At 35.9% G+C, this 25,968-nt stretch carries 31 protein-coding genes; 14 read left to right on the top strand and 17 right to left on the bottom strand.

Going from position 1 to position 25,968, the window contains the following annotated elements:
- Positions 1-56: 56 nt before the first annotated feature.
- Entirely contained in the window at positions 57-233 is a 177-nt protein-coding gene (locus tag FFR48_RS28955) for a hypothetical protein (protein ID WP_190346269.1), read from the bottom strand.
- Between the two features lie 116 nt (positions 234-349).
- Between FFR48_RS28955 and FFR48_RS10310 the strand changes: the two genes are divergently transcribed.
- From FFR48_RS10310 to FFR48_RS10325, 4 genes are all read left to right on the top strand, one after another.
- Positions 350-613 carry a YlcI/YnfO family protein gene (locus tag FFR48_RS10310; protein WP_137667309.1) on the top strand — a complete coding sequence of 88 codons (264 nt, stop codon included), beginning with the start codon at positions 350-352 and terminating at the stop codon, positions 611-613.
- A 4-nt stretch (positions 614-617) separates the two neighbouring features.
- Entirely contained in the window at positions 618-1,070 is a 453-nt protein-coding gene (locus FFR48_RS10315; RefSeq protein WP_096566513.1) for a hypothetical protein, read from the top strand.
- Between the two features lie 15 nt (positions 1,071-1,085).
- On the top strand, positions 1,086-1,700 hold the full coding sequence (locus FFR48_RS10320) for a PIN domain-containing protein (RefSeq protein ID WP_137667310.1): 615 nt from the start codon (positions 1,086-1,088) through the stop codon (positions 1,698-1,700).
- A gap of 153 nt (positions 1,701-1,853) precedes the next feature.
- Positions 1,854-3,317, top strand: coding sequence for a Fic family protein (locus FFR48_RS10325; protein WP_137667311.1), 1,464 nt, complete (start codon positions 1,854-1,856; stop codon positions 3,315-3,317).
- A 171-nt stretch (positions 3,318-3,488) separates the two neighbouring features.
- Here FFR48_RS10325 and FFR48_RS10330 read toward each other — a convergent pair whose 3' ends face one another.
- Both FFR48_RS10330 and FFR48_RS10335 read right to left on the bottom strand, forming a co-directional pair.
- Entirely contained in the window at positions 3,489-3,812 is a 324-nt protein-coding gene (locus FFR48_RS10330; RefSeq protein WP_137667312.1) for a DUF5615 family PIN-like protein, read from the bottom strand.
- 1 nt (position 3,813) lies between these two features.
- Positions 3,814-4,032: a DUF433 domain-containing protein gene (locus tag FFR48_RS10335; protein WP_137667313.1), complete on the bottom strand. Its 219-nt coding sequence runs from the start codon at positions 4,030-4,032 to the stop codon at positions 3,814-3,816.
- A 105-nt stretch (positions 4,033-4,137) separates the two neighbouring features.
- On the opposite strand from FFR48_RS10335, the gene FFR48_RS10340 reads away from it, so the two are divergent.
- The 3 genes from FFR48_RS10340 to FFR48_RS10350 all read left to right on the top strand — a co-directional run bounded on the left by FFR48_RS10340 (position 4,138) and on the right by FFR48_RS10350 (position 4,992).
- Positions 4,138-4,392 carry a hypothetical protein gene (locus FFR48_RS10340; RefSeq protein ID WP_137667314.1) on the top strand — a complete coding sequence of 85 codons (255 nt, stop codon included), beginning with the start codon at positions 4,138-4,140 and terminating at the stop codon, positions 4,390-4,392.
- Positions 4,393-4,395: 3 nt separating this feature from the next.
- Positions 4,396-4,518: a hypothetical protein gene (locus tag FFR48_RS30060; protein ID WP_268932424.1), complete on the top strand. Its 123-nt coding sequence runs from the start codon at positions 4,396-4,398 to the stop codon at positions 4,516-4,518.
- Positions 4,519-4,683: 165 nt separating this feature from the next.
- A complete protein-coding gene (locus FFR48_RS10350) occupies positions 4,684-4,992 on the top strand; it encodes a type II toxin-antitoxin system VapC family toxin (protein ID WP_137667315.1) in 309 nt (102 codons plus the stop codon).
- A 52-nt stretch (positions 4,993-5,044) separates the two neighbouring features.
- On the opposite strand, the gene tatC is transcribed toward FFR48_RS10350, so the two are convergent.
- Together tatC and FFR48_RS10360 are read right to left on the bottom strand one after the other, a co-directional pair.
- Positions 5,045-5,839 carry a twin-arginine translocase subunit TatC gene (tatC, locus tag FFR48_RS10355; protein WP_137667316.1) on the bottom strand — a complete coding sequence of 265 codons (795 nt, stop codon included), beginning with the start codon at positions 5,837-5,839 and terminating at the stop codon, positions 5,045-5,047.
- Positions 5,840-6,144: 305 nt separating this feature from the next.
- Entirely contained in the window at positions 6,145-8,334 is a 2,190-nt protein-coding gene (locus tag FFR48_RS10360) for a lytic transglycosylase domain-containing protein (protein ID WP_137667317.1), read from the bottom strand.
- 673 nt (positions 8,335-9,007) lie between these two features.
- Here FFR48_RS10360 and FFR48_RS10365 point away from each other — a divergent pair.
- The 3 genes from FFR48_RS10365 (at position 9,008) to FFR48_RS10375 (ending at position 13,197) form a co-directional block, all read left to right on the top strand.
- Positions 9,008-9,526 carry a hypothetical protein gene (locus tag FFR48_RS10365; RefSeq protein ID WP_137667318.1) on the top strand — a complete coding sequence of 173 codons (519 nt, stop codon included), beginning with the start codon at positions 9,008-9,010 and terminating at the stop codon, positions 9,524-9,526.
- 226 nt (positions 9,527-9,752) lie between these two features.
- Positions 9,753-10,517 (top strand): fimbria/pilus periplasmic chaperone, encoded by a 765-nt coding sequence (locus tag FFR48_RS10370; protein ID WP_137667319.1) that lies wholly within the window; start codon positions 9,753-9,755, stop codon positions 10,515-10,517.
- A 139-nt stretch (positions 10,518-10,656) separates the two neighbouring features.
- Positions 10,657-13,197 carry a fimbria/pilus outer membrane usher protein gene (locus tag FFR48_RS10375; RefSeq protein ID WP_137667320.1) on the top strand — a complete coding sequence of 847 codons (2,541 nt, stop codon included), beginning with the start codon at positions 10,657-10,659 and terminating at the stop codon, positions 13,195-13,197.
- Positions 13,198-13,511: 314 nt separating this feature from the next.
- On the opposite strand, the gene FFR48_RS10380 is transcribed toward FFR48_RS10375, so the two are convergent.
- The 3 genes from FFR48_RS10380 to FFR48_RS10390 form a co-directional block, all read right to left on the bottom strand.
- Positions 13,512-14,096: a hypothetical protein gene (locus FFR48_RS10380; protein WP_137667321.1), complete on the bottom strand. Its 585-nt coding sequence runs from the start codon at positions 14,094-14,096 to the stop codon at positions 13,512-13,514.
- Between the two features lie 8 nt (positions 14,097-14,104).
- On the bottom strand, positions 14,105-14,353 hold the full coding sequence (locus tag FFR48_RS10385; protein ID WP_236104044.1) for a DUF5615 family PIN-like protein: 249 nt from the start codon (positions 14,351-14,353) through the stop codon (positions 14,105-14,107).
- A gap of 164 nt (positions 14,354-14,517) precedes the next feature.
- A complete protein-coding gene (locus FFR48_RS10390) occupies positions 14,518-15,783 on the bottom strand; it encodes an FAD-dependent hydroxylase (protein WP_137667322.1) in 1,266 nt (421 codons plus the stop codon).
- Between the two features lie 105 nt (positions 15,784-15,888).
- On the opposite strand from FFR48_RS10390, the gene FFR48_RS10395 reads away from it, so the two are divergent.
- A complete protein-coding gene (locus tag FFR48_RS10395; protein ID WP_137667323.1) occupies positions 15,889-16,512 on the top strand; it encodes a hypothetical protein in 624 nt (207 codons plus the stop codon).
- A gap of 154 nt (positions 16,513-16,666) precedes the next feature.
- On the opposite strand, the gene FFR48_RS10400 is transcribed toward FFR48_RS10395, so the two are convergent.
- The 7 genes from FFR48_RS10400 to FFR48_RS30800 form a co-directional block, all read right to left on the bottom strand.
- Positions 16,667-17,425: a YebC/PmpR family DNA-binding transcriptional regulator gene (locus FFR48_RS10400; protein ID WP_137667324.1), complete on the bottom strand. Its 759-nt coding sequence runs from the start codon at positions 17,423-17,425 to the stop codon at positions 16,667-16,669.
- Positions 17,426-17,446: 21 nt separating this feature from the next.
- On the bottom strand, positions 17,447-18,100 hold the full coding sequence (locus FFR48_RS10405; RefSeq protein ID WP_137667325.1) for a Uma2 family endonuclease: 654 nt from the start codon (positions 18,098-18,100) through the stop codon (positions 17,447-17,449).
- Between the two features lie 44 nt (positions 18,101-18,144).
- Complete coding sequence (locus FFR48_RS10410) at positions 18,145-18,837, bottom strand: hypothetical protein (protein ID WP_236104045.1); 693 nt, start codon at positions 18,835-18,837, stop codon at positions 18,145-18,147.
- A complete protein-coding gene (locus tag FFR48_RS10415; protein ID WP_201277600.1) occupies positions 18,830-19,861 on the bottom strand; it encodes an AAA family ATPase in 1,032 nt (343 codons plus the stop codon). Before FFR48_RS10415 ends, FFR48_RS10410 begins: the two co-directional genes overlap by 8 nt.
- Positions 19,862-19,888: 27 nt before the next feature.
- Positions 19,889-20,329, bottom strand: coding sequence for an AAA family ATPase (locus tag FFR48_RS30555; protein WP_201277601.1), 441 nt, complete (start codon positions 20,327-20,329; stop codon positions 19,889-19,891).
- Between the two features lie 99 nt (positions 20,330-20,428).
- A complete protein-coding gene (locus tag FFR48_RS10420; RefSeq protein ID WP_137667327.1) occupies positions 20,429-21,664 on the bottom strand; it encodes an LL-diaminopimelate aminotransferase in 1,236 nt (411 codons plus the stop codon).
- Positions 21,665-22,185: 521 nt separating this feature from the next.
- Positions 22,186-22,527 (bottom strand): calcium:cation antiporter family protein, encoded by a 342-nt coding sequence (locus FFR48_RS30800; protein ID WP_503827307.1) that lies wholly within the window; start codon positions 22,525-22,527, stop codon positions 22,186-22,188.
- A gap of 110 nt (positions 22,528-22,637) precedes the next feature.
- Here FFR48_RS30800 and FFR48_RS10430 point away from each other — a divergent pair, with 110 nt between their 5' ends.
- Complete coding sequence (locus FFR48_RS10430) at positions 22,638-23,348, top strand: TIGR04283 family arsenosugar biosynthesis glycosyltransferase (RefSeq protein ID WP_137667332.1); 711 nt, start codon at positions 22,638-22,640, stop codon at positions 23,346-23,348.
- 249 nt (positions 23,349-23,597) lie between these two features.
- On the opposite strand, the gene FFR48_RS10435 is transcribed toward FFR48_RS10430, so the two are convergent.
- Both FFR48_RS10435 and FFR48_RS10440 read right to left on the bottom strand, forming a co-directional pair.
- On the bottom strand, positions 23,598-23,969 hold the full coding sequence (locus FFR48_RS10435) for a hypothetical protein (protein WP_137667328.1): 372 nt from the start codon (positions 23,967-23,969) through the stop codon (positions 23,598-23,600).
- A gap of 245 nt (positions 23,970-24,214) precedes the next feature.
- Entirely contained in the window at positions 24,215-25,177 is a 963-nt protein-coding gene (locus FFR48_RS10440; protein WP_137667329.1) for a GDP-mannose 4,6-dehydratase, read from the bottom strand.
- Positions 25,178-25,410: 233 nt separating this feature from the next.
- On the opposite strand from FFR48_RS10440, the gene FFR48_RS10445 reads away from it, so the two are divergent.
- Both FFR48_RS10445 and FFR48_RS10450 read left to right on the top strand, forming a co-directional pair.
- The gene (locus tag FFR48_RS10445; RefSeq protein WP_137667330.1) at positions 25,411-25,602 is read left to right on the top strand and encodes a CBS domain-containing protein; all 192 of its coding nucleotides are present in this window, start codon (positions 25,411-25,413) and stop codon (positions 25,600-25,602) included.
- The gene (locus FFR48_RS10450; RefSeq protein WP_137667331.1) at positions 25,599-25,850 is read left to right on the top strand and encodes a sensor histidine kinase; all 252 of its coding nucleotides are present in this window, start codon (positions 25,599-25,601) and stop codon (positions 25,848-25,850) included. The genes FFR48_RS10445 and FFR48_RS10450 overlap by 4 nt, the downstream gene beginning before the upstream one ends.
- Positions 25,851-25,968 lie beyond the last annotated feature (118 nt).

The raw sequence follows: 25,968 nt of genomic DNA on the forward strand, positions 1-25,968 counted from the left end.
CAATTGGGCGTGTTTTTGCAGCTATACCCAAGTCTGCAAGCCAAACTTCACCAAGCTTAGGGTTCATCTAACAAATCCAACACTTCTTGTTCTACTGTACGAGTTCTGAGAATGTCTAAAACATCTTGATCTGCCATTTCGATAATTTCTAGAATACAACGGCGAACTTGATCTGCTACGGCTGGTTGCCAGTAATTTAACTTTGTATTTAGTTCTTCAATTAAAGCATCCATAATAATTCTGTATACTTCTAAATATCAATATTAAACTAATTTTCAACCAAAGTACATTTCTAATTAATAATTTGATATACAATAATATCTAGAAACCTTGCCCAAAATATACGGTTATGGCGATAGTTGTTTCCCTTAGTCCAGAATTAGAAGCTAGACTGCGAGAGAAAGCAGCACAGCAAGGACAAGATATTAGTTTTGTCGCGGCTGAATTGTTGGAGAATATCCTAGACTGGGAATTACAAGACTCAGAAGCAGCTATTCAGGGTATTCAGCAAGGATTAGAAGACTTTGAAGCAGGTCGTTTTCGTTCTTTTGATGATTTTGCTGATGAGCAGCGCCTCAAGTATAACCTACAACCTTTAATGTCACAAGGATAAAAAAATGGACGCTACAAAACTGAACGACACAACCATAGAACTATCAGATATTACAGCTTGGGACAAAAACGGAAATAAAATTTTAGTATCAAAAGTTAGAGCTAGAGATATTGTAGAAGATATTACTGCCAAAATCGAAAATATCCTCAAATTTGAACAAGAACATAATAGAGTGATAATTCCTTATGCAATGACAGCTACCCGTGAAGAAATTAAATTTTTTCAATGGGATGGGGAAAAGTTAGAAGATGTCTACACCTTCCCAACTCATGAAGTTTTGTCTGAATATGATCCAGAATTTAGTCATAAAAAGAGGATTTTTGAATATTATTTAGAAACATTAGTAGAAGGATGGTTAAGAGATTTAGCTGAGAATTGGAAAACAGATAATCCCCCAAAATCACAAGAATTAACCCAGATAGGTTTTGTAGATAAAATTGCTGATGCTGCACAATAAAGGCGAGTAAATTTAATGATTACGCTTTACATAGAAACTAATTTTTTTATTGACTTTGCAAAAAAACAAGATCAAGAAACTGAGAATTTAGTAAATTCCCAATATCCTGAAGTAACAACAAAAATTAAAATAGTAACTCCTGCAATTTGTTGTATGGAATCTCTTTCTGTACTAGAAAGTGAAAGAAACAGAAGCAATCGTTTTAAAAAGAACTTAGATGATGAAGTTAGTAAACTAAAAGGAGATAGAAACTCAACATACTCTGGAGACATCAAATTATATCTACGACAAGCAATTATTAAGAATAATGAGAGAATAAATGAGATTAATACTCGTCTTTTTGATGTTTTAGAATGGGCTACTAAAACTGTAGACTTAATACAATTAAAACCAGATATTCTCAGTAAAAGTATGGAAAATATACTTATTAATGATCCTACAGACAATTTAATTTTACACTGTATTCTTGATCATTCTCAAACATCTACAAATGAGAAAAAAGTTTTTTTGAGTGGAAATCATACAGACTTTGGTAAACCAGAGATTAAAGAAATATTGCAGGAAGCAAGTATAGAAAGATATTTTGTCAAGACGGGAGATTTTTTAGGATGGTTAAATTCACAGTTTTAATTATTGGGTAATATTGCATTTCCGATGTAGAGTGAGAGCAATACCTTCGGTGCGCTATCTCTACGAGACGCTACGCGAACGCTAACGCATTTATGATGTAGAGTTAAGAGCAATATCATATTAAACTATTAATCCAGTTTTTGGAGATGATTCATGCAGTGGCAACCAATAGAAAACCTACCAGCAAATTGGCAAAACTTAGCAAGTGCTGAGTTATCATCTTTAGTAACATTTTGGAATGAACAAGCAGAACGTCTACGTTCCTCTGGAGAATTTAAAATCTTTAGGGAAAGGTTGTGTCGAGAAATTGCCATTGAAACTGGAATTATTGAAAGATTATATACCCTTGATCAAGGAATTACTCGGATACTAATTGAAAAAGGAATTAATGAAGCTCTTATTCCTCATAATCCTACAAATCCCCCAATTAAGCAAATTGTATCTCTTATCCAAGATCAAGAAGCAGCTATTGAAGGACTATTTGATTTTGTCGGTGGACAGAGAACCTTATCTAATTTTTATATCAAAGAATTACATCAACTGCTAACTCAAAATCAAGATAGTACAGAAGCTAAAACATCTTCAGGGCAAATTATTCGTGTTTCTCTCATCCGGGGTGATTGGAAACGACAACCTAATAACCCTGAAAGACCTAATGGAATAATACATGAATATTGTCCTCCTGAACAAGTTGCATCAGAAATGGATAATTTGATTCAATGGCATCATGAACATAGAAAACAAAACATTCCTCCAGAAGTTGAAGCAGCATGGTTACATCATCGGTTTACACAAATTCATCCATTTCAAGATGGTAATGGTAGAGTAGCTCGATGTCTTGCTAGTTTAGTTTTCATACAAGCTGGATTGTTTCCTTTAGTTCTCACTCGTGACGATAGAGCAGTTTATATTGAAGCTTCAGAACAAGCAGATCAAAGAAATTTATTACCTTTGATTAACTTATTTTCTAATAGTCAAAAACAGGCATTTCTTCGTAGTCTTCGTTTATCTGAACAAGTTTTGTCAGAAACACGCCGCGTTCAAGCTGTGATTTCATCTATCACTGAGAAAATTAAGCAAAGCCAATCTGTTACTATTTCGGATCGCTGTCAAAAAGTTGAGGGATTTGCTGCAAATCTGTTTGAAATTGCATCTGTTCGCTTACAAGATATCGCTACTGAAATTAAGTTATCACTTCAAAATCTAGTGAGTGATGCTCAGATTTTTACACGCACTGCACCTGCACGTGATCCTAAATCATATTATCATCGCTTCCAAGTGGTAGAAACAGCTAAACAATTAGGATACTTTGCTAATCTTCGTCCCTATCACAGTTGGATACAATTGGTCATAAATGTAGAATCAACAACAACAATTTTACTTTCTTTTCATGTTGTTGGACATGAATATCTGGGCTTACTTGCTTGTTCTGCTTGTGCATATCACAGAGATAATACAGAAGAGGGTGAAAAAAATATTAGTGATATTCAAGCCTTAACAGATTCTCTATTTCAGTTTTCTTATGCTGATGATGAGAGTAACCTGACAGAACGTTTTAAGAAGTGGTTGGAAGATGTAATTGTTACTGGTTTAGAGTATTGGAATGAGAGTGTTTAACAAGCATAGTTAAGAGCGATCGCATTAATCGCATTATCTGATGTAGAGCAAAGAGTGATCGCATTTTATAGATATAGGGTGAAGTGCGATACCTTCGGTAAGCTTCGCTAACGCATTTTATGGATGTAGAGTAGAGAGTGCGATACCTTGAGTAAACTTCTCTACACCTTATCATTCAAGACTAATAACCACAGATTGACCTTTTATCACTGTAGATAAAATATCTAAAATCTTTGGAACTAAAGGTTTAAGATCCATTAATCTATTAGACTTTGCTTGCAAAACAACTACAGCAATATTGAACTGAGATAAATTTTGCTGAAAAGATAAATTTCTATCAACCGTAATAAAAACATCAAATTCTTTTTCTATTAAAGCCAGTAATTTACCATTTTTAGTTCCTGCCCATCCCATCTGGGGAACAGTTTTGATTTCATAACCTATAAATTCTTGGGTTAATCTGCGATCAATACATTCATCTAAAATCAATTTCATCTTATGCTACCTTACTAATTATTGCTTTTTCTACTTCCTCCAAAAATGTAATTACTTGCTCTCTACTAACCGTAGGAAAACCATCTAAAAAATCATCTATTGAATCTCCTGCTTTTAAATAATCTAAAAGTGTTTGGATAGGAACTCTTGTTCCGGTAAAAACTGGAGTACCACTCATAACTTCAGGAGAAACGCTGATAATTGAAGTATTGCCAGACATAGTTTTTTATATGTTCAAGTGATATTTTTTATTTTAACATTGATGTAGAATATTGCTAGTAATGACTTACAGAAGTAATAATACATATAGAGTAAAGATGAAATTATGCTAAAAACATTCAGAGCTTGGTTAAAAGGAAGTCGTTTAGAGTGGATTGATGATGTACCTGCATTGGGAGAAAAACTAACCCCAGTTCATGTTACATTGCTAGAAAATGAACAAGTTATAGATAAAAAAGCACGGGGACAGAGAATGGCTGAAATATTAGAAAAACTAGCTATGAGTCAAACTATGACTGATATTGACCCAATTCTATGGCAGCAAGAAACCCGTCAAGATCGTTCACTTCCAGGAAGATAAAACGTGCTGCTAGATAGTAATATTATCATCTACTCTGCTCAAGCAGAACACAATAAATTGAGAGAATTAATTGCTGAATATGCACCTGCGGTATCAGCACTTAGTTATTTGGGGTTTGCTGAATAAACCTAAAACCTTGATATATCAAAGGTTAGAGGCTGATAAACAGGAAAAAAGTGCAAGGGTTTTGAAGGGTATACCGGAAAAAGTGTGCATTTTTTGGGATTTCAAGAGATGGCAAAGAAATTTTCAAATCTTCTCCTGACTCCTGACTCCTGACTCCTGACTCCTATGCCCTCACGGAAAGACTTTCTCAGCAACCCCTATTTGGAAGTTTTAGGCTATCATCAGCTTACCAAAGAGCAAATTCAGTATTTTGAGGAGTTTTTTCAAATTGCTGAAGTTTTACCCATCTCTCAAGATGTTTTAAACCAAGCAGTCATTTTGCGACAACAGAAAAAAATGACTTTAGGTGATGCTATTATTGCCAGCACTGCTTTAGTGTATGGGTTAATTTTAATAACAAGAAATACAGATGATTTTCGTTGGGTAACTCAACTAAGATTGTGGAATCCATTTGAATCTGATAAACCTAGTTGAGGGATGAGTTTGATCTGCGATCAATAAATTATTACCCATTCCCCATTTCCTATTACTTACCCGTTAATTTAACCAACCCAATACCACCAAAATACAACCCTAAAACCGCACCTGCTAATAAACTTTGAGTTAAAGGATCAGTAGAAGGTGTTAACACCGCACCTAAAACCACTGCAACCATAATCACAAACCGCCAACCGGCTAACATTTGATTTGAAGAAACAATACCTAAATTACTTAACAATAATTGAATCACCGGAACTTGAAAAGCTAAACCAGTGCTGAATAACAACAATAATACAAATTCAAAATATTTTTCAATTGACCATAGTTGTTCTACCACATCAGCACCGTAGCTAACAAAAAAGTTTAATGCTGCGGGAATAAGTAGAAAATAGGCAAATACTAACCCACCCAAAAATAAAATACTCGAACCAAAAACTATCGGTGCTAATAAACGACGTTCACGACGAGTCAAACCGGGTAATACAAATTGCACAATTTGGTAAAGTATAAAAGGAGTAGCCAGCACTAAACCACTGTAACCAGCAACTTTTAAGGAAACAAAGAAATATTCTCCTGGTGCTAGTTGGAGAAATTTGATACCGTTTGCAGGAACTTCCAGTATTTGTACAAGTGGTTTAACGACTATAAAACAGCCAACCACACATACAGCTACAGCTATTAAAGAATAAAAAATGCGCGATCGCAATTCTTCCAGATGATCGAAAAACGACATTTCTACTTCATCTGGTAACTCATCTAAGGGATCAACTGCTGAGTTACTGTATCCTTCTTTGTCAACATTGGGAGAATTAATAGTATCTATGTCTGGTGATGATGTCATGAGTCAGTTTCTAGGCAACATTCCTTAACTATTTTATCTTCCAGCGCGACTAGCAACAGAGGTTTTCTTAGTTTTGGGAGATGGAGAGGAGCATTCGGACGACCATTATCAATTTTTATCCCAGGCTATTTTCCTGTAAGGGCGAAGCATTCGGGCAACAAATTATCAATTTTATGACCAGGCTATTTTCCTGTAAGGGCGAAGCATTCGGGCAACAAATTATCAATTTTATGACCAGGCTATTTTCCGAATGCTTCGCCCCTACTTCTCCTGTACTTACGTTTTGGTCTTATCACCCATCACCATTATTGCTGCGGTAATTTAGGTTGTTGTTCTGAGTATTTAGCTACTAAAGCGGAAATTGACGGATTATATAAACGCAGATAATTCCAATAGTTACCAAATACCAAGCGGACGTAATTTCTAGTTTCACCAAAAGGTATTTCTTCTACAAACTCATCTGGATCTTGTTTAGGGATGGTTTGTAACCATTTAGCCACATTTCCCGGTCCTGCATTGTAGCTGGCGATCGCCAACATGGAATTATTACCATATTGTTGATGGGTATGATCCAAATACCATGTACCCAACATGATATTATCATTGGGGTTTTCCAAATTGAGGTTTTTGATATCCATACCAATTTGTGGGGCTATCCATGCTGCGGTACTCGGCATTACCTGCATTAAACCCGTCGCACCAACCACTGATTTAATTTTTGGTTGAAACATTGACTCTTGGCGCATCAATGCTGTAACTAGCAGTGGATTAAGTTGACGTGATAAAGACCATTTTTGTATTTCTTGGAAATAAGGAAACGGATAACGGGCTTGCCAATAGGTGATTTCTTTACTTAAAGCGGCAAATTCCGCTTGTTCCTCTGGTTTTTCCCGATCTTCTAATTTAGATATCTTAGCAATACCGATCAAATTTTCACCCTTTGCTAACCGCATCAACCCTTCTGTAAATTCTTCCGCTACGGTAGGCTGACTGTTATTTTTAAATGCTGTTTCCCACTCATACCAAGCATCTCGATCCTGTCCTAACAAATACAATTCTTTAAACGCATCCGAACCCGCTGGAGGTACAGGACGTTGGGGGGGGATAATTTCTGGGTTCATCAACCGCAAGTTACTAAAATCACCTACATCTAAACCTAAAATACTAGCAGCCCGCCAAGCATAATAAGATTGGGGAAATTGACTCAATACATACTCATAAGCTTTCCGTGCATCTTCCTGTTTACCTAGTAGAGTTGCCCATTTTCCTACCCAAAAACTGGCTCTGGGAGCTAAAATACTCCTGGGATTTTCTGTAGCAATTGGTTGCGCCCATTGCCATGCACTTACGTAATCTCTATTTTTGGCTTTATTGAGGGCATTTTTCCAGCGATATTCTGCTGCTTCCTCAGAGTTGCTATATCTACCTAACAATAATTTCCAGTTTTCTGTAGCTGCCTGATTATCTTTAAGCGACTCTAGCAGTTTAGCTTTTTGTTCCAGTGCTTGGGGTGCTTGTTTGGGAAACTTATTAATAATTTGGTCAAGATAAGATATGGCAGCTTTGCCAGGGGTGATTTCTGCTAATCTTAATAAAGCTGTTCCCGTTTCTTCATCATCGGGAAATTCTTGGATTTGTTGCTTATAAATAGCAATTGCTTGATCTCGTTTTTTATCTATTTGTAATCCTCGCGCCCTGCGATAAAGATTTTTAGCTGTTTTCGGAGCTTTTGTATAAGCACTGGCAGCCTTAGCAAATTGGTTATTATCCCAATATACTGAACCGATGAGATCCCAATCTGCGGCTGTGAGTTGGGGCTGTTTAGCCAACTGATCTAAAATACCAGTAATTCCTGGCTCATCAGAGGCATATTTAGCTAAGATTAATTTTAACTTGAGTTGATTGGGGTTTTCTCGTAGGCGTTTGCGGATAATTTCCCAGGTGAGGGGATGGGAAGGAAATTGAGCGATCGCCTGTTCATGTAGCTTTGGCAACCCAATCAAATATATAGCTTTAACTACTGCTGCATCTTCAGGATAATCTTTTAACACTTTTTGCCGCAGATCGGAAGCTTGGCCTTTTTCACCTAGAATATCTTGTGCTTGGGCTTGTTTCAGTAAAATATACGGTGCTAAAACAGGATACTCTTTTTCTAGACCTTCTAACAAACTCAAAGCTTTTTTACCTTGATCAGTTTCTATATAATCACTTGCTAACAGATAACGCGCCCTTTCCCGATCTGGTGAACTGCCATTCTCCGCAATTTCCGCAAGTTTCGCCGCCCGTTCCGGTAAAGATTGTGATGCCAAACGAAAGACAACCGACTGGGATTTATTAGCCTCAGATAATTTTTCAGGCTGACTCTGACTCAAGTTGAACCATTTACTCAAGGTTTTTCCAGCTTCTGGGGCTGATAACATACCCCCGACTAAAAAGGCACATAGTCCAGCACCAGCAATCAAATAAATTTGCTTGTTTTGTAGTTTTTTCAGCATGGATACCCGCTTTTAGTCTAGGCTCTAGAAAAGAAAAATGAAGAAAAATCAAGTCAGTTTTTTGCCACTTTAACACTATTGGCTGGAAATGTTGTAGCAGTTAGGCAAGATATGACTAAAAACCTGATTTTTGCCTAAGGGTAATTCATGAATATTGACAAAGGCTGTTTTGGTTTGAATTGTTACCAATTACAATCGCGGGTTATTCTCTTACGTCGAACTCAGGTTGTAGAGGGATGGGGTATTACGGCGATTTCCGATCAAGTATTTTCAGCATCTTGATGAATGTAATAACTTGTAAAATAAAATACTCAAAGTTTAAACAAAAAACAGTATTTATACTATCTTGCGGGGGGGGGTAGGTGATATTATGTATGCAATTGTTAAAAAATTGCAGTTAATTGATTTCTACCTTTTCTAAAGACTTTCAGGAGATGGTAAGGGTAATTCATGTAGCTTGCTTCCCGAAGGGTATTACCCCTACATCAAAACCAGGTTTTTAGTCGAATCTTGGGTAAGGAAATCACCCCTACTGGGGATTTGAACATAAGAACCAGATTTTTAGTCCAATGTTGCATAAGTCTTAACAAAAAGAAGTGGGAAGACAATTTAAAGTCAACACCTCTAGACTCAAATTACTGTAGTTTTTAGTCCTGATAAATAAGGAGTTACAATGTCTTTACGTCCTTTTTTCATTGCTTCTAGCTTAATTCTGAGTCCCCTTGCTGCTATTGGTTTTGAATCAGCAGCCTTTGCTCAGAGTGTTAATACTAATACTATTCCTCTTAGTATCACCGTGCCTCCAACGGTTAGCGTTACATTAACGGCAACAAGTAATGCTAGTAACTTACAAAACGCGATACAGTTAGCTCAATCAGGGTTACAGTCTACCAAAATTGCTGGCTTTTCAGCTGCAACTAACGCGCCTAATGGTGTAATCATAACTGCAAACTCGACTCATAACGGTAATTTGAAAAATAGTAACAACGTCAGTATTCCATACAAACTTGGACTAACTCAGCCCAGCAATCCTACTGCACCTAGTACTCCTACCTTTGAAACGTTAGGACAATTTTCTTATAATCTTGGAGGCGGCAATTTCGATCTATACATTCAGATTAATAACCCAGGTAATATTAGTGCTGGAACATACAGTGATACCTTAACCTTAACAGTTGCCACTAATAGTTAAACCTTTAATTTTAGGACTTACGTAAGATGTGACTGAAAACCTTATTCTTGCGTAGGGGTAATTCATGTAGCTTGCTTCCCGAAGGGTATTACCCCTACTTTCGTTCCCTTTTGCGTAAGTCCTGAATTGGGGAAACAATAAAAATCCAGTTCCCTCACCTTACTAAGGGGAGGGTTAGGGAGGGGTAAAAACATTTAATCTAACTGTATTTGATAACAATTAAATCATGAAACTCTCAATTCGGCATTTTTTTATCTTTATTTTTTTCGTAGTATTAAGTAGCATTTCACCAGCACTAGCCTTTAAATTAGAGCCAATTTCTAAAGTATTTGAACCAGCAGGGGCAGGTGCTACCCAGTCTTATAAAATTATTAATGATACCTCAGAACAAATCGCTGTTGAACTGTCAATGGTGAAACGAAAAATCAGCGTAGAAGGTGAAGAAACCACTGAAAAAGCTGATGATGATTTTTTAGTTTATCCATCCCAAATGATCCTAACACCCCAAAGTGTACAATCTGTGCGAGTGACATGGTTAGGTAATCCTAACCCTGAAAAAGAACTAAATTATCGTATTATAGCTGAACAGTTACCAATTAATTTAAAAGATACCCAACAATCACAATCACAGGCAATAGCAGCCGGAATCAAAATTACGTTTCGTTACATAGGATCGGTGTATATTCGCCCCAAAAACGCACAGTCTAAAGTTGTACTGAATGGCATTACTCACGAAAAAGGAAAAGACGGAAAGGATTTGTTAGTAATTACTTTTGATAATCAGGGTACTCGCCGTGCTATATTATCAGAATTAAATTTAAACTTAACTAGCGACAAAGGAACTCAATTTACTCTCAAACCAGAACAATTAGAAGGTGTGAATAATGGGCTGATTTTATCAGGTAATCAACGACGGTTTTCTATTCCTTGGCCTCAACAATTACCTATAGGCAAAGTCACAGGCACATTTACATTTAAAGATGTTGAATAATCAGGTGTAGGGGTAATACCCTTCGGGAAGCAAGCTACATGAATTACCCCTACAATTAATTACTCCTACAAAACAATAAGGTTTCTAGAACAATTTTGGGCAAGTGTTAATCATCTTTAAAAAGAGATTTCTGTCTTGAATGAAGCTAAGATTAAATCCGATTAAATTAAGATTATTTATCTTTTTTTCCTTCAGTTCTAGTTTATTTAATTCTACAGCCAGTTTAGGACAGGATTCACCTTCTCCATCGCCAAATATACCTTCCGAAAAGGACAACCAAGACCCGACATTTGAGGAAATTTTTAAAAAACCCCGTAACGAAAACCAGAGAGTCGTTGTACCATTTTTTATTGATGGACAACAAAGAGGACAGGTATTATTGACCTTGGGAAATATTCCCGCAGTTCGCATTCAAGCAGCACCTTTGTTAGCAGAAACAGAAAAAGTTATTCGTCCAGATACCCAAGCAAAACTGACAAGTGCGGTTGATAATCAAGGTAATTTAAGCTTAGAAGTTTTGCTAGAAAATGGCTTACCAGCAACTTTTGATCGCTCTAAATTAGAATTACAAATTCAAGTTACACCTGCTCAACGTCGTACTAATGTAGCTCAGTTAAATACTAGTAGATTACCTCCTGATATTGAAAAAGCGGTGCTTCCCAGCACTTTTAGCGGCTATGTTAATTTTCGCGCTGATAAAGATTATATTTGGTCTGATTCAGGACAAAGAAATATAGGACTGCAACCTTTACGTCTAGCTGTAGATGGTACATTGAATTATCAAAACTGGGTGTTTGAGGGACGGGGCAATTTTACAGAAGGAAGAGAACCTGCTTTTACTAGGGGAGATTTGCGAGTAGTTAGGGATGCACCAGCACAAGCTTTACGTTATGTAGTAGGGGATCTGTCTCTTCCCATTACAGGTTATCAAAATAGTCAGCCTCAACTGGGAATTTCTGTCGCTAAAAATTTTAGTTTACAACCTTATTTAGTCACTCGACCTATTAGCCAATTTGAATTTTTCTTAGAAAAAGATTCATTAGTTGATGTATTAGTTAATGGTAGATTACAACGGACTTTACTGTTACGAGCAGGACAACAAGATATCCGCGATTTACCTTTGAATGGGGGTACTAATGATGTAGAGTTAGTGATTAAAGATGATGTGGGTCAGGTGCAAAGATTGAATTTTTCTAATCCGGTAGCTGGGGATTTATTAGCACCTGGAGTAAAACAATTTGCCTATAGTTTGGGTGTTCCATCTGCTGATAGTTCAGGCGATCGCACTTATGATTTTACTCAACCGATTTTGACTTTATCCCACCGTTTAGGTATAACTAATCAGTTGACTTTAGGCAGTTATTTACAAGCAGATTTCTATCAACAACTTGGCGGTTTAGAAGGAGTTTGGGCTACTAATTATGGTAATTTTGGCTGGGATATTGCTCTCAGTCACGATCAGGAATTAGGAATTGATTATGCTGGTAAGTTACGTTATGAATACTTACAAGTTGGGGAAAATAATCCATCTCAACGTTCGTTTCAATTAACTGTAGAATCTAAAGGCCGGAATTTTATGAGAGTAGGAGAAGCAAACCCACGTAATAATTTTTTATATGATATTACTGCTAATTATAGTCAAACATTATTCTGGAATATGAGAGGAAATTTGAGTACCAGATATCAATTTGGGCGAGATATTCCTAATACTTATAGGGTTTCTCTTGGTCTCTCTAGGAGTTTCCGCAACGGGTTAAATGTGAATCTCAATCTCAGTCAAAATCTAGATCGGACTGGTTTTGGAGAACAACGTGCTGACATTAGTTTTTCTTGGACTTTACCTCGAATACGTCAATCAATCCAAGCATCATCTAATATCAATAATAGGGGAGAACCTACTAATCGTCTAAATTGGAATTATAACCCGTTGCGAACTATCGGCACGCCAAAACCTTCCTTAAGTTTAACCCAAAATGATCAAAGTTATAATTTGAACGGGGCATTATCTTATACAGGTTATCGTTTTGTTTGGGATTTATCTCATAATGGGATTTTTCCTATAAAAGGAAATAACACCATGGCCAATACAACTAAATTCAGTCTTGGTACTGCTTTGGTATTTGTTGATGGTTATTTGGGGTGGTCACGTCCTCTGAATAATAGTTTTGCTTTAGTAATTCCCAAAAACAGTATTAAAGGTCAAGAAATTGGTATTAATCCTATTTCCGGTGGTTATACCACCCGCATTGATAATTTAGGATTTGGTGTAGTGCCAAATTTAAGTCCTTATAATATTTCTAATCTCATAATTGATACAGTTAATTTACCTATAGGAATAGATGTAGGCGATCGCGTCATCAAGGTTTTGCCAAGTTATAACAGTGGTACATTAGTGCAAGTGGGAACAGACGCTACTGTTTTCTTGCGAGGACAGTTATTAAATGCTAATAGTGAACCTATTTCTTTAGGATCAGGACAGATTATTGCTGTGGGCGATCGCAATTGGCAACCAGTTACTATATTCACCAATCGATCAGGTAAGTTTGCTACCTCTGGATTAAAACCAGGACGCTATGAAATACGCTTATTTACTGATACTCCAGCAGTGATTCCCTTGGAAATTCCATCTGATGCTAAAGGCATATATGATACAGGTACACTGAAAATTCCTTCCAAGTAAGTTTAAATATCAAATTTTTACCCCCCTTAATCCCTCACAGGGGTAGGTTTTTAATATTATCTGTTGAGGCAGGACCACCGAAGACAAGGAGGTATTGTAGACAAGGAAGATTTTATACAAAAAATGTACTTCTGCTTCGCTCAGTACAAGGTCTGTTTAGCCTCAGTTTTTGTTACCAATTGTATATTTTTGTTACGTATTTCCTCCCTTGTCACCTTGTCTGCCTTGTCCTCCAAGTCTTGCCCTCACGACAATGTAAAATACCTACCCTTGTGAGGGGTTAGGGAGGGGTTAAAACATCTTTTCAGTAAACCTTATTTTGGTAACAACTTCAAAGAATCACAAAAACCACTGATACTCTTAGTTAAATATTTTTGCATTTTTGTAGTGGTTTCTGCACTGACTTGATATAATCTTCTATCAACTAAAAAGATTCTTTGTTTAACAATTTTATCCCCTGGTTTAGTATAGTTAACTTCTTTGCCAAAATGACCTTCTAAACTCATTTGTTCTTCACTAATTAAAGTTCCTTTGGCATTTTCTAAAGCTGTTTTCTTGCCAGTATCTATCGCTGCTTCAACCTGATTATTACGTTTTAATAGTTCAATGTATTCTTCTGGATAGTCAATATAAGCAACTGTGTATTTTACATCTTCCTGGGGGCGTTCAACAGTAAATAAATTCACCTCAATTTCGCCAGTTTTATTTTTGATTTTTTGTTTTGTCACTGTGGGTGAACCAGGAAATAAAATACTAAATCCTCCTTCTTGGGAAGAAAAGACTTGCCATATAGATTTTACTGTTGTTTGTGGTTGATTGGCTAATGTAGGTTGACTAATTAGAGAACCACTCAAAAAAATAGATGCTGCCAGGGTGTAAGGTATGATTTTAAAGTTCATATCTAAATTTAGTAATTCCATTGATTGAGAATAACAAACTGATTGGCAAGTGTAAAGTTTGCTATTTGGATATTAGCAATAGCTTTAACAATATTTTGATAACTCATGTTTTTCGATCCGTCGGCATTTTGGTAAATTGCCAAAATACCAGGATGTAATGAGTTAGCCTGATGCAGTGTGTGAAATTCATTGCAGTTACGTGTTAGCAAAACTCGTTCTTGTTGTCTAGCATAGTCTAATACAATAGACCTCTCCAAAATAGAATGTATTAATTTGTCATAAGTTGTAGGGGCGAAGCATTCGGGCGACAAACTATCAATTTTATGAAAAGGCTATTTTCCGAATGCTTCGCCCGTACAGGAGTCAGGAGAAAGAATTTATTTTCCTCCCCTGTTCCCTTCTTTCCAAATAACAAATGATTTTACATTTTCCCTAATTCGGGAGTTCTACCTTTTAAACCGATCATTAATTTAAGTGCAAAGATTTTCAACATTGGGACTCGCTGCATCAACCATAAACCTAAACGGCGAATAACTACCACAGGTAAGATGTTATTAGAAAATACCCGATCTAACAAATCGGTAAAACCTAAAATTGCCAAATTCTCTTTTTTTCGCCACCGTTCATATTGTTTGAGAACTTCAATTTTACCAATATCTGCACCGTTTTGGTGTGCTGTTTGGATAATTTCAGCTAAAGCAGCAGCGTCACGAATACCTAAATTTAAACCTTGTCCACCGACGGGATGACAGTTGTGTGCAGCATCACCAACTAAAGCTAAACGGGGGAGAACATAGCGATCGCTCTGCATTAATTGTACCTGAAAAATAAAGCGATCGCCTAATAATTCTAATTTACCCATCTGCTTACCATACCGCTGAGTTAGTTCCGCTAAAAATTCCTCATCACTTAAAGCACACAAAGCTTTAGCTTCTTCATGGGGTGCTGTCCAAACAATGCGACATCTGTTACCAGGTAAAGGTAAAATTGCAAAAGGTCCACTTTTCCAAAATTTCTCATAAGCTGTATAGTTATGAGATTTTTCTGGTCTGACAAAAGCGACAATACAAGATTGCCAATATTTCCAACCTTTAGTTTTAATTCCCGCAGCTTCTCGAATTTTGGAACGTGAACCATCAGCAGCTACTAACAATTTAGTTTTAATTTGTTGCTGTTCACCGTCAACTTTAATATTCACATTCACTATATCTTTTTCATTTTGTGTGGTGACAACTTCTGCTGGACACAAATAAGTTACATTTGCACAATTTTTTACCAATTCTTGTAAAGGTTCTAACAGGGCAAAATGTTCTGCTACATAACCTAATTCTGGTGTTTGTGTGTCTATATCAGCAGTTTGAAATTTCACCACATCGGGATAGTCAGCATCAGATAAAAATACCTGTCTATATTTAGCAATATTAGGTAGAATTTTATCCCAAATGCCAATTCCTTGAAAAATGCGGGCTGATAACATATGTACAGCATAAGCTTGACCTTTAGCTACTGCGGCTGATGTCACCCTAGCTTCGATTAGCAGTATACTTAAACCAGAGTTCTTTAAAGCAGCAGCCAAAGTTAAACCAACTATACCACCACCGACTATCACCAAATCATAATCATATCCTGGTTTGTCTGTGGTTGTGTGGGGGGTAGTGAGAGTTTGAGGAAGCTGAGTGAGTGACATTGTGAAGATAGATGTGAAGATAGATGAAGGTGTTTTATCTATTATTTTTACGCAAGTCTCTGAATAGAGCAAGTTGAGTAGAAAAATTACCCGCAAAATGAGTCTATGTCTTACAGCGAGTTTAGTTTAGCTAAAGCCAAACAAGAGTTTGAATTAACTACTTTAGAAAAACGCGATATTTTTGCTGCTGTTCCCGAATTAGCAGCTAGTAATTTACTGACAGAAATTCTGAATTATAACCTGCCAATTGCTGTAGGAAGTAATAGTGAAAAAGCTCGTTCTGAACTAATTATTTCTCCTATTTTAGTAGATTTAAGGCGACAATTACAAGAGCAAGTGAGTTTATTTTCTGGGGTAGATTTTACAGTTGATGATAGTAAGGGATTAAATGGTACTTGCGATTTTATTATTACTAAATCTCCAGAAATCCTGATTATTACTGCCCCAGTTATCATAATTGTAGAAGCAAAAAAAGAAAATATTAATGCTGGTTTAGGTCAATGTGCAGCGGAAATGGTAGCAGCGCAAATTTTTAATCAACAATCTCACAGCGACATTCAAACCATTTATGGTGCGGTAACAACTGGTAGTATTTGGCAATTTCTCAAATTAGAAAAACAAATATTAAGCATTGATTTGAGTGAATATTATCTCAAAGATGTAAATAAAATTCTGGGGATTTTAGCTAGTAGTATTTCTCAAGATATACAGGTGACAGGTGACAGTTAATTCAGTAATCGGTAATCAGTTATTAGGATATCAAGGAGTCAGGAGTTATTTATTTTGGATTTTGGATTTTGGATTTTGGATTGTTTTTGTTAACTCCAATCTAAAATCTAAAATCTAAAATCTAAATTTTTTTTCCCCAGTACCCTATCACCTATTAAGCCATACTTAAAGCCATTAAATTCTCAGACATTTCAAAATTAGCGGTGACATTTTGGACATCATCTAAACCTTCCAAAATATCAATTAATTTGAGCAGCGATTTAGCTTGATCAGCATCTGTGACTTCAACTTGATTTCCCGGAATCCAACGTAATTCTACATCTGTAACATTAAAGTTTTTCGCTTTCAATGTTTGACTCAGTTTCTCTAAATTTACTACTTCAGTAAAAACTTCAGCTTTGTTATTTTCAATCATTTCATAAGATTCAGCATCAGCTTCTAAAGATGCTTCTAACAAATTTTCTTCATCAACCACATCTTCAACAACACACACACCTTTTTGGGAAAACATCCAACTCACACAACCTGTTTCCCCCAAATTTCCGCCATTTTTACTAAAAGCAACTCGAATATCAGCAGCGGTACGATTACGATTATCTGTTAAAGCTTCAATTAAAATTGCTACACCACCAGGACCATATCCTTCATAGCGAATTTCTTCTAAATTGGTGTTATCACCTGCAAAAGTACCTGCACCTTTAGCGATCGCTCTTTCAATGTTATCATTAGGAATACCCGCAGCTTTCGCTTTATCAATCGCTGTCCGCAACTGAAAATTTCCCGCTGGATCTGGTATCCCACTCCTAGCAGCAACTATTATCGCCCGCGATAGTTGGGTAAAGATACTTCCCCTTTTCGCATCTACTACCGCTTTTTGACGCTTGATATTTGCCCATTTACTATGTCCAGCCATAACTTAAAAAATATTAACACTCTACTCCAAGATAGAATATAACGTCACTGTAAATTCTTCCAAAGCCTGAAAACTTCCTACCTGCCAACTACGCTCAACAGTATCAGGTATAATCTCAGTAATAGGTATATCCTCAAAATAGGGACTTTTTTCAGACTTGATATATTTCCCATCTTGCAATAAATAAATAGACAACTTACCACTATCAAAAATCCATAATTCAGGAACTCCAATAGCCTGATAAGCATCCAGAGTTGTTTTTGATGTCACATCAGTTTCTATTGCTAAATCTGGTGGTGGATCATCTGGTTGTAAACGCCGTTTACCTATCATTTGTTGATAATTTTGAATATAAAAACAAGCATCTGGTTCTACCCCTGCTATACCTATTTTTTTAAAGGTTGTTGAACCAAAAGGTTGATATTTAATTCCTTTTGCTTTCAGTAATATTTTGACGATATCAGAAATTAAATCTTTGGGAATTTCATGTTCAGGAAGAGGCACCATAATTTCTAAATTACCTTGAATATAAGCAATTCTGGAATTTCTTTTTTCTCCTAATTCTTTTAAAATCGCCTCAAATTCATCCCAGTTAACATCGGGAATGGTAACTTTACTACCGGGTGTTAGCTGCATTTTACTAACGGGTTTAAAAACGGGAATAGCTACACTCATATAAAGGAGGTAATAGGAATTTAATACTATCCATTAAGTATCTATTATAACAAACTTTTTAAAGTTATTCTAATTTCTGTTTTACTGTCAATATCTGGGTGACAAAAACACTTAATTTTAATTTGATCTTGATCTCTCAGAATTGTCTGACAAATTAATGTACCAGATTTATTATCACTTGTGATAATTTCTGAAAATTTACTATATTTATTTTCTTCTAATTTCTTTCTTTCAGAGAATGTTTGATAAAATAAAATTCCTTTAAAATCTATATATATTTCTTCTTCATGATAACCTTGTTTGGGATTTAAGTGATTATTCAAAACAAGTAACATATACACTCTAGACATTGCACAACTAAACTTTTCGGAAATTCTTTCTAGTTCTTTATTATCTATGCTAGATTTTAACTCAATTAACAAAATATTCAATCTATAGCTACTTTCATATTTTTGTAAAACTAAAACAGCGCATTCTGTGGTTTTACTGCTAGTTGCTATACCGGGTATAGGTTTTTCTAAATTTATTTTCCAGATTCTTTCTACTTTGAACTTTGCATCAAAATAGTTTAATCCTTGAATACATACCTTCTTCAATTTTGCATTATAACTTTTTTCTTCAATTTCAATTATTTCATTTTCAGCTACAGGAATTTCAATAATAAATTCTTGTTTTGATAAAGCTTTGTGAAATTCATCTCTCAAATTACGCACATCGCGTTTATTACCTTTACTCATCGTCACCCTCATCTTCCTGAACATAAATATAATCAGTCAGAATGCGAAGTGATTTATCTAAGTTATTTTCAACTTCTCGAAAATTTCTAAAATAAATACCATAATCACCGCTTTCATAGTCTATAATTTTATCACCTGTGAAGAAATAAACACCGACTTTTTCCTTTGCGATAGATACAGATGAATCAACATAGTATAATTTATTATCTTCGATAATTTTCTCTACATTTACACCATGTTGATTTTTCAGAACATCCAAATATATATAGTTATTAATAGCATTAGCTAAAATTGAACTATGGGTTGTGATTAATACTTTATTTCTGGTTTCGTTTTGGATGAACTGGATTAAGATATTTAATAATTTAATCTGATTTTCTGGATGTAAATTCACTTCCGGTTCATCTATCATTAAGAAATTATTTTTTTCTTCCGCCCAATATTTAAAATATGTATCCAAAAGTGTTAACTGGTTGACAGAAGAAGAAGCTAAATACATTGGCAAAAGTTCGTCAACAGAACTTATTTGAAAATAAAATTCTGCTGCTCCAATTCCTTCTCGACGAATAATTTTTATTTCACCTCCAAGAATTTCTTGTAGCTGTTCAGAAAGATGTAAATAATGATCCTCAATATTTGCATCATACATTTCTAACAGTTTTTGAATGACTTGATTAATAGGTTTTGTATATGGTCTTTGAAAAACATCTAATTCTTCTAATTCAGCTAATTTAATCTTCTTTTTAGTACGAGATCGAGGGCGTTCTAATAAATCTACAAGTTTTTTGATATCTTGTTCACGTTTTTTTCTTTCAAAGTCAATAATATAAAGATAGAAGTTAGGAAAGAAAATTCTGCTTGCAGGTAAGAAAAAAGTCTCATGCTTGTGTTTTAGCATAGTTTTAATTATTATGTCAATGAGAATAGACTTTTTTTGGTTGAGTAAATTTCTGTCCAAAAATCTCTTAGGAAAGATTTCCTGAAAACTATCTGGTAAGTCCTTTTCTTCAAAAGAGTATATCAAATCACCTTGATCTTTTTTGATTTCTATTTACTCTAATGAATTTTCTTCCTCATCTTTTTTTATATAGACAGTAGCTTCAATTTTCTCATCTTTTAATTCAGATATTTCATAATCAAAATTAATGGCAATTTTATTAAAATTAAAAATTGTTGCTTCTTTTCCAGTATTGAATATTTCTTTTTTTGTCTCTTCTTGTAAAAAGTTGCTGTATCTACTTAATATTTTTCCTATTAGTTCAGGAGTAACTTCAACCTTATTAACATTTTCAACTATTTCATTATCAATAATCTCTAAATTTTCCAATGCAAATTTATTAATTATATCTTGATTAAAAATCGCCCACAATAACTGAGCAACATAACTTTTACCACTATTATTTCTGCCAACAAATACAAAAAAATCCTTAGATAAATCAATGGCTTGAGTATTATTTTTAATAGGTCCTAAATTTTTGATGATCAATTTCATATAAGTTCTACCTCTCAACTAATATACTCATAACTCAAGTCTACCAAATATTCAGGTGGGCAATGCCCACCATGAGATTTTAAAGGTATTTACAAGCTACTAAACCTTAAACTTCTCCGTGATCCGCTTCATTGCTTCTTCCACATTTTCCCGACTGTTAAACGCGGAAATACGGAAATAACCTTCACCCGCAGCACCAAAACCAGAACCCGGAGTTCCCACAACATTCACAGTTTGTAGCAACTTATCGAAAAATTCCCAACTGGTTAAACCATGAGGTGTTTTCACCCAAACATAAGGTGCATTGACTCCACCATAAACTGATAAACCTGCGTTGGTGAGTTGTTCACGGATAATTTTGGCATTTTCTAAGTAGAAACTTACCAAAGCTTTGGTTTGTGCTTGTCCTTCCTCAGAATAAACCGCTTCTGCACCACGCTGTACAATGTAGGAAACACCATTAAATTTGGTAGACTGACGACGGTTCCATAATTTCCACAATTCTACATCAGAACCATCAGCAGCTTTAGCTTTTAAGGTTTTGGGAACGACGGTTAACGCGCATCGTGTACCAGTGAAACCTGCATTTTTGGAGAAAGAACGAAATTCGATCGCACAATCTCTAGCGCCTTCAATTTCATAGATAGAATGGGGAAGACTAGGATCGGTGATAAATGCTTCGTAAGCAGCGTCAAAGAAAATAATTGATCCGTTAGCTTTTGCGTAGTTTACCCACTCTTGTAAATGTTCTTTGGTTGCGATCGCACCGGTGGGGTTGTTGGGAAAGCACAGATAAATTAAATCTACTTTTTCCTTGGGTATTTCTGCGGTAAAGTTGTTTTCTGCGGTGACTGGGAGATAAACTAAACCTGCATATTCGCCTTTTTCGTTAGCTTCTCCAGTATTACCCGCCATCACGTTAGTATCTACGTAAACGGGGTATACAGGGTCAGTAACAGCAATTTTGTTATTTTTGCCAAAAATCTCTAAAATGTTGCCTGTATCGCATTTAGAACCGTCAGAGATGAAGATTTCATCAGCTTCTACATTCGCGCCTCTAGCTTGGAAATCTTGAGCAGCGATTTTTTCCCGTAACCAAGCATAACCTTGTTCTGGTCCGTAACCTTTGAAAGAAGAGCGATCGCCCATATCTTCCACTGCCTTAATCATTGCAGTCCGGCAAGCTTCTGGCAAGGGTTCGGTAACATCACCAATACCCAAACGGATGATTTTCGCATCGGGGTTAGCTTGGGCGAAAGCATTTACCCGTCTTGCAATTTCGGGGAATAAATAACCGGCTTTTAGTTTCAGGTAGTTGTCGTTAACAGTAGCCATTCTAGATTTTGAAGAAACGCACTAAAATAGCTTACTGTAATTTAGACAATGCCAATTTGACTTTTAACGTAGTTCACACCAGCTAAAAGCAGGTACAATCAATTTGATTTTTCCTCTATCTTGAACTAATATCAATAATTCAACAAGCTCTGTTACCGCAAGCTTTGTTACCACTGACGCTCACGGCGAAGCCTTGCATAATTTTAATGCACAATTTTAATTTTCATCATCCTCAATCCCTTGATTTATCTATGCAAATTCCCTTACAGTATCATTGTCTTTAACATTTCTTTACAATAGGTTCTGGTAAATCACGTACATACCACCTAAGTAAAGGATAATTAGAGCTAATCCATCCCAGGTAATATACATACGTGAACGACTAACAGCATGATAAATTAATCCTGTGATGGCCACGGAAGTCATGGTCATCCCAACAACGGCAGTGAAAATATGTATCTGACTGATATTTGCCCACAAACTACCCTGTAAATACACCAAATCATAAAAGCCCAAAATTGCTAAATTAGTGATATTTGAACCAAAAACGTTAGAAACATTTGCGCTCGTTTCAATAAGGGATCAGGACCGTTGTAAATATCGAGTAATGCTAAAATCAGCAAATTGAAAAGACAACTGCCCAAAATGCCACCTACAGCTAAGTCTGGAGAATTAAACATCACTATGGCACTTGTACCTGTGGCTAATTCTGGTAACGATGTCACACCCGCTAACAAAATTGTACCTACCCAAGTCCGCCCCAGTCCGGTTTTTTCTGCCAAAATATCAGCACTTTGGGAAAGCCATGTTCCCACAGCAATGACTAAAGCAATGCACACAATAACTTGAAGGAATAGCCGCATAGTTATATTCTGTACCAGATTAATCTGCAATCTGCTGTATGAGTGTTAAACTTAATGTTTTACAAAAATTTTCAATTTTAATTTTTAACGTGGTTCATCTGGTATTTGATATGGTGCATCAAGATATTAAAACTCAACGCATTTCAATTATTATACCTACTCTCAATGAAGCCAATAATATTAAAGCAGCAATTACCAGCACTCAATCAAGTACAAATGTGGAAGTCATTGTTGTTGATGGTGGTTCAAATGATGGTACACCTACTATTGCTCAATTTTTAGGTGCAACTGTAATTTCTTCTGCTCCTGGTCGTGCTATACAAATGAATACAGGTGCAGCGATCGCTAGTGGTGAAATTCTCCTGTTTCTTCATGCTGATACTCTTTTACCTCAAGGTTTTGATACTATGATTCGTACCGCATTACAACAACCTGGAATTATAGCTGGTGCTTTTGCTTTGCGAATAGATGCACCTCATTGGGGTTTGCGTTTGGTAGAGTGGGGTGTAAAGTTGCGATCGCATTTTTATCAATTACCCTATGGTGATCAAGCTATTTTTTTAACTAAAATCGCATTTGCAGAAGTTGGTAATTTTCCCCAAATACCTATTATGGAAGATTTTGAACTGATTACCTGTTTAAAACGTATAAGTAAAGTTCAAATAATTGACGTTCCTGTAATTACATCACCCCGGAGATGGTTAAAAAAGGGAATTTTTAAGACTACCCTACTTAATCAAATTATCGTTCTTGCTTATTTATTAGGTGTTTCACCAGAACGCATCCGTAAATGGTATAACAATTACCCTTTGATATGGTAATCATGGCAACATTATTATTTAGGGCTTGCTGAAAAAATGCAAAACCCAGATAAATCAAAGGGTTGAGGCTGATAAACAGGAAAATAAGTGTAAAGATATAGCGTCTACACCCTCAAAAACCTTGCACTTTTGTTGAGTTCGAGAGATGAAAAACAATTTTCAAATTTCCTCTTGGCTCCTGACTCCTGACTCCTGACTCCTGACTCCTGACTCCTGACTCCTGACTCCTGAATTCTATTTCATGTTAGTTCATTCTTCCAGTGATTTGGCAGGAACTTCAATTGCTGTTACATCAATTGTACCTTCTGGTGCAAAGCGGCTAAATTGACTATTTTTTACTAATAGCTGTTCTCCGCAATTTGGACATTGCACTTGGCTATTATTTAAACTTGTTATTTCACATCCACAAACCGGACATTTGTCAGTAACTAAGTTTCTTTTTAGCCACCAGCGAAATCCAAAGAAGGCGACAATTGGTATTATTAATAACAGTCCAAAAATAATTAGTAAGGAATTCACTAACCAGCCTAAGCCTAAGGATGCTAATAACCAGGCTACTGCTAATATAGTCAGCCAAGGACGCAGTTTATCAAGATTTTGTTGGAAGTTATTAAGGTTCATTTCTTAAATTTTTCTACTCTATTCTTATTTTAGTTATCAATTATCAGTGGGAACAGGTAATTGGTAATTGGCAATTCAATGAAAGGATTTTGGATTTTGGTGAAGCAGTGCGGTCTTGGGGGTTTCTCCCATGAGCAACTGTTGAACCCGCAGGGATTGTTTCTGTCAATTCCAATCTAAAATCGAAAATTTTTCTCCCCAGTCACCAGTCACCATTCCCCAGTCTCCTTACAATAGCAACATTATTAACTGTTTAAATATTCTAAATCTGTTTTTACCATATTTTCCAAAAGTTGCTCAAAACTCACTTTTGGTTCCCAACCAAGCTTGTTTTTGGCTTTACTGGGATTAGCTACCAGTTGAAAATGTTCATCTGCTCGTAATAAATTAGTATTCACAATTACATATTTTTCCCAATCCAGTCCTACACAATCAAAAGCAGTAGCAATTAATTCCCTGATACTGTGGAGTTTACCTGTACCAATTACATATTCTTCAGGCTCGTTTGCTTGTAGCATTCGCCACATAGCATTCACGTGATCTCCGGCAAAACCCCAATCTCGTTGAGCATCCAAATTACCCATTTCCAAGGTTTGAGCTAAACCCAATTTAATTTTAGCTACCGCCAAAGAAACTTTACGGGTGACAAACTGAGGCGGACGCAAAGGGGATTCATGGTTATATAAAATACCACTACAGGCAAATAGACCATAACGTTGTCGGTGATGTACCATCGTCCAATGAGCGTGTAATTTTGCTGCTGCATAGGGATTTTTGGGACGAAAGTGAGTTTCTTCATCTTGGGGAGCAGTAGTCACATCACCAAACATTTCCGAACTACTAGCTTGATAAAACCTTGTGGATAAACCAACTTGGCGAACTGCATCTAATAATCTAGTAGCAGTACCTGTAATCAGATCAAGAGTTCCCAAAGGATCATTCCAAGAGTCGGGAACGAAACTAGGAGCAGCTAAATTGTAAATTTCCTGGGGTTGTAGTTGTTCAACAGCAGTTAATAAACCCGCAGCATCTCTTAAATCAACAGTGTAAATTTTTACGTTATCTGCTAAACTTCCTAATTTTGACAAGTTAGTTTGTCTATGGGGAGATACCAAACCGAAAACTCGGTAATTTTGATTAAGAAGCAAATGGCTCAGATAGTAGCCATCTTGACCTGTAATGCCTGTTATGAGGGCGGTCTTGATCATAATGAGGGATATAAATAATATGTATTACAACTATCACTAACTAAAATATAAAATTATAGCAGTATACAATCAGATATGCTCACTGCTGGCAATTTTTCGCTAATTAAACCTACTTATAGCCTATCTTGATCATGGTACTAGAAATTCAAGTTTTTAATTTTACTTCATATTCGCAGTCATAACTATATTGAATAATTACTCTTTTTTTGATGTTTTTAGTCTCCTTAACGGAAATGACCCAATTAGAGCAAGCAATCACAACCAATCTTTTAACGGTTTCATCAGATACAACCGTTGCTGAGTCCATATTGCAAATGAGTGCAGCACGGGCAAGCTGTTCCTTAAAAGATGATGATGATCAATTGATCTGGCTTGTCACCCATAAAAGCCTACGTCAGCTGCTGCATCCAGTAGATTTACTGTGATCGCAGTAAATAAAAATATCCAATTTATCAGCGATCTACCCAAACCTGGTAGTTGTATGAAAGTAGATGAGCCTATCTTTCGTCGCATTATAAATAATATTGTTTCTAATGCAGTTAAGTTTTCTCCTGCTAACAGTAAAATCATTTTACGTGCCAATTATCTAGCAGATGATTCGGCAAAATTCGAGATTATTGACTTTGGATCTGGAGTTAAAAAAGAACTGCAAGAAAAGATTTTTAATAAGTAGGGTTTGCTGAATAAACCTAAAACCTTGATATATCAAAGGTTAGAGGCTGATAAACACAGAAATTAGTGCAAGGGTTTTGAAGGGTATACCGGAAAAAGTGTGCATTTTTTGGGATTTC

Origin of the sequence: Sphaerospermopsis reniformis, from assembly GCF_005402885.1 — a bacterium.
Taxonomy (GTDB): domain Bacteria; phylum Cyanobacteriota; class Cyanobacteriia; order Cyanobacteriales; family Nostocaceae; genus Sphaerospermopsis; species Sphaerospermopsis kisseleviana.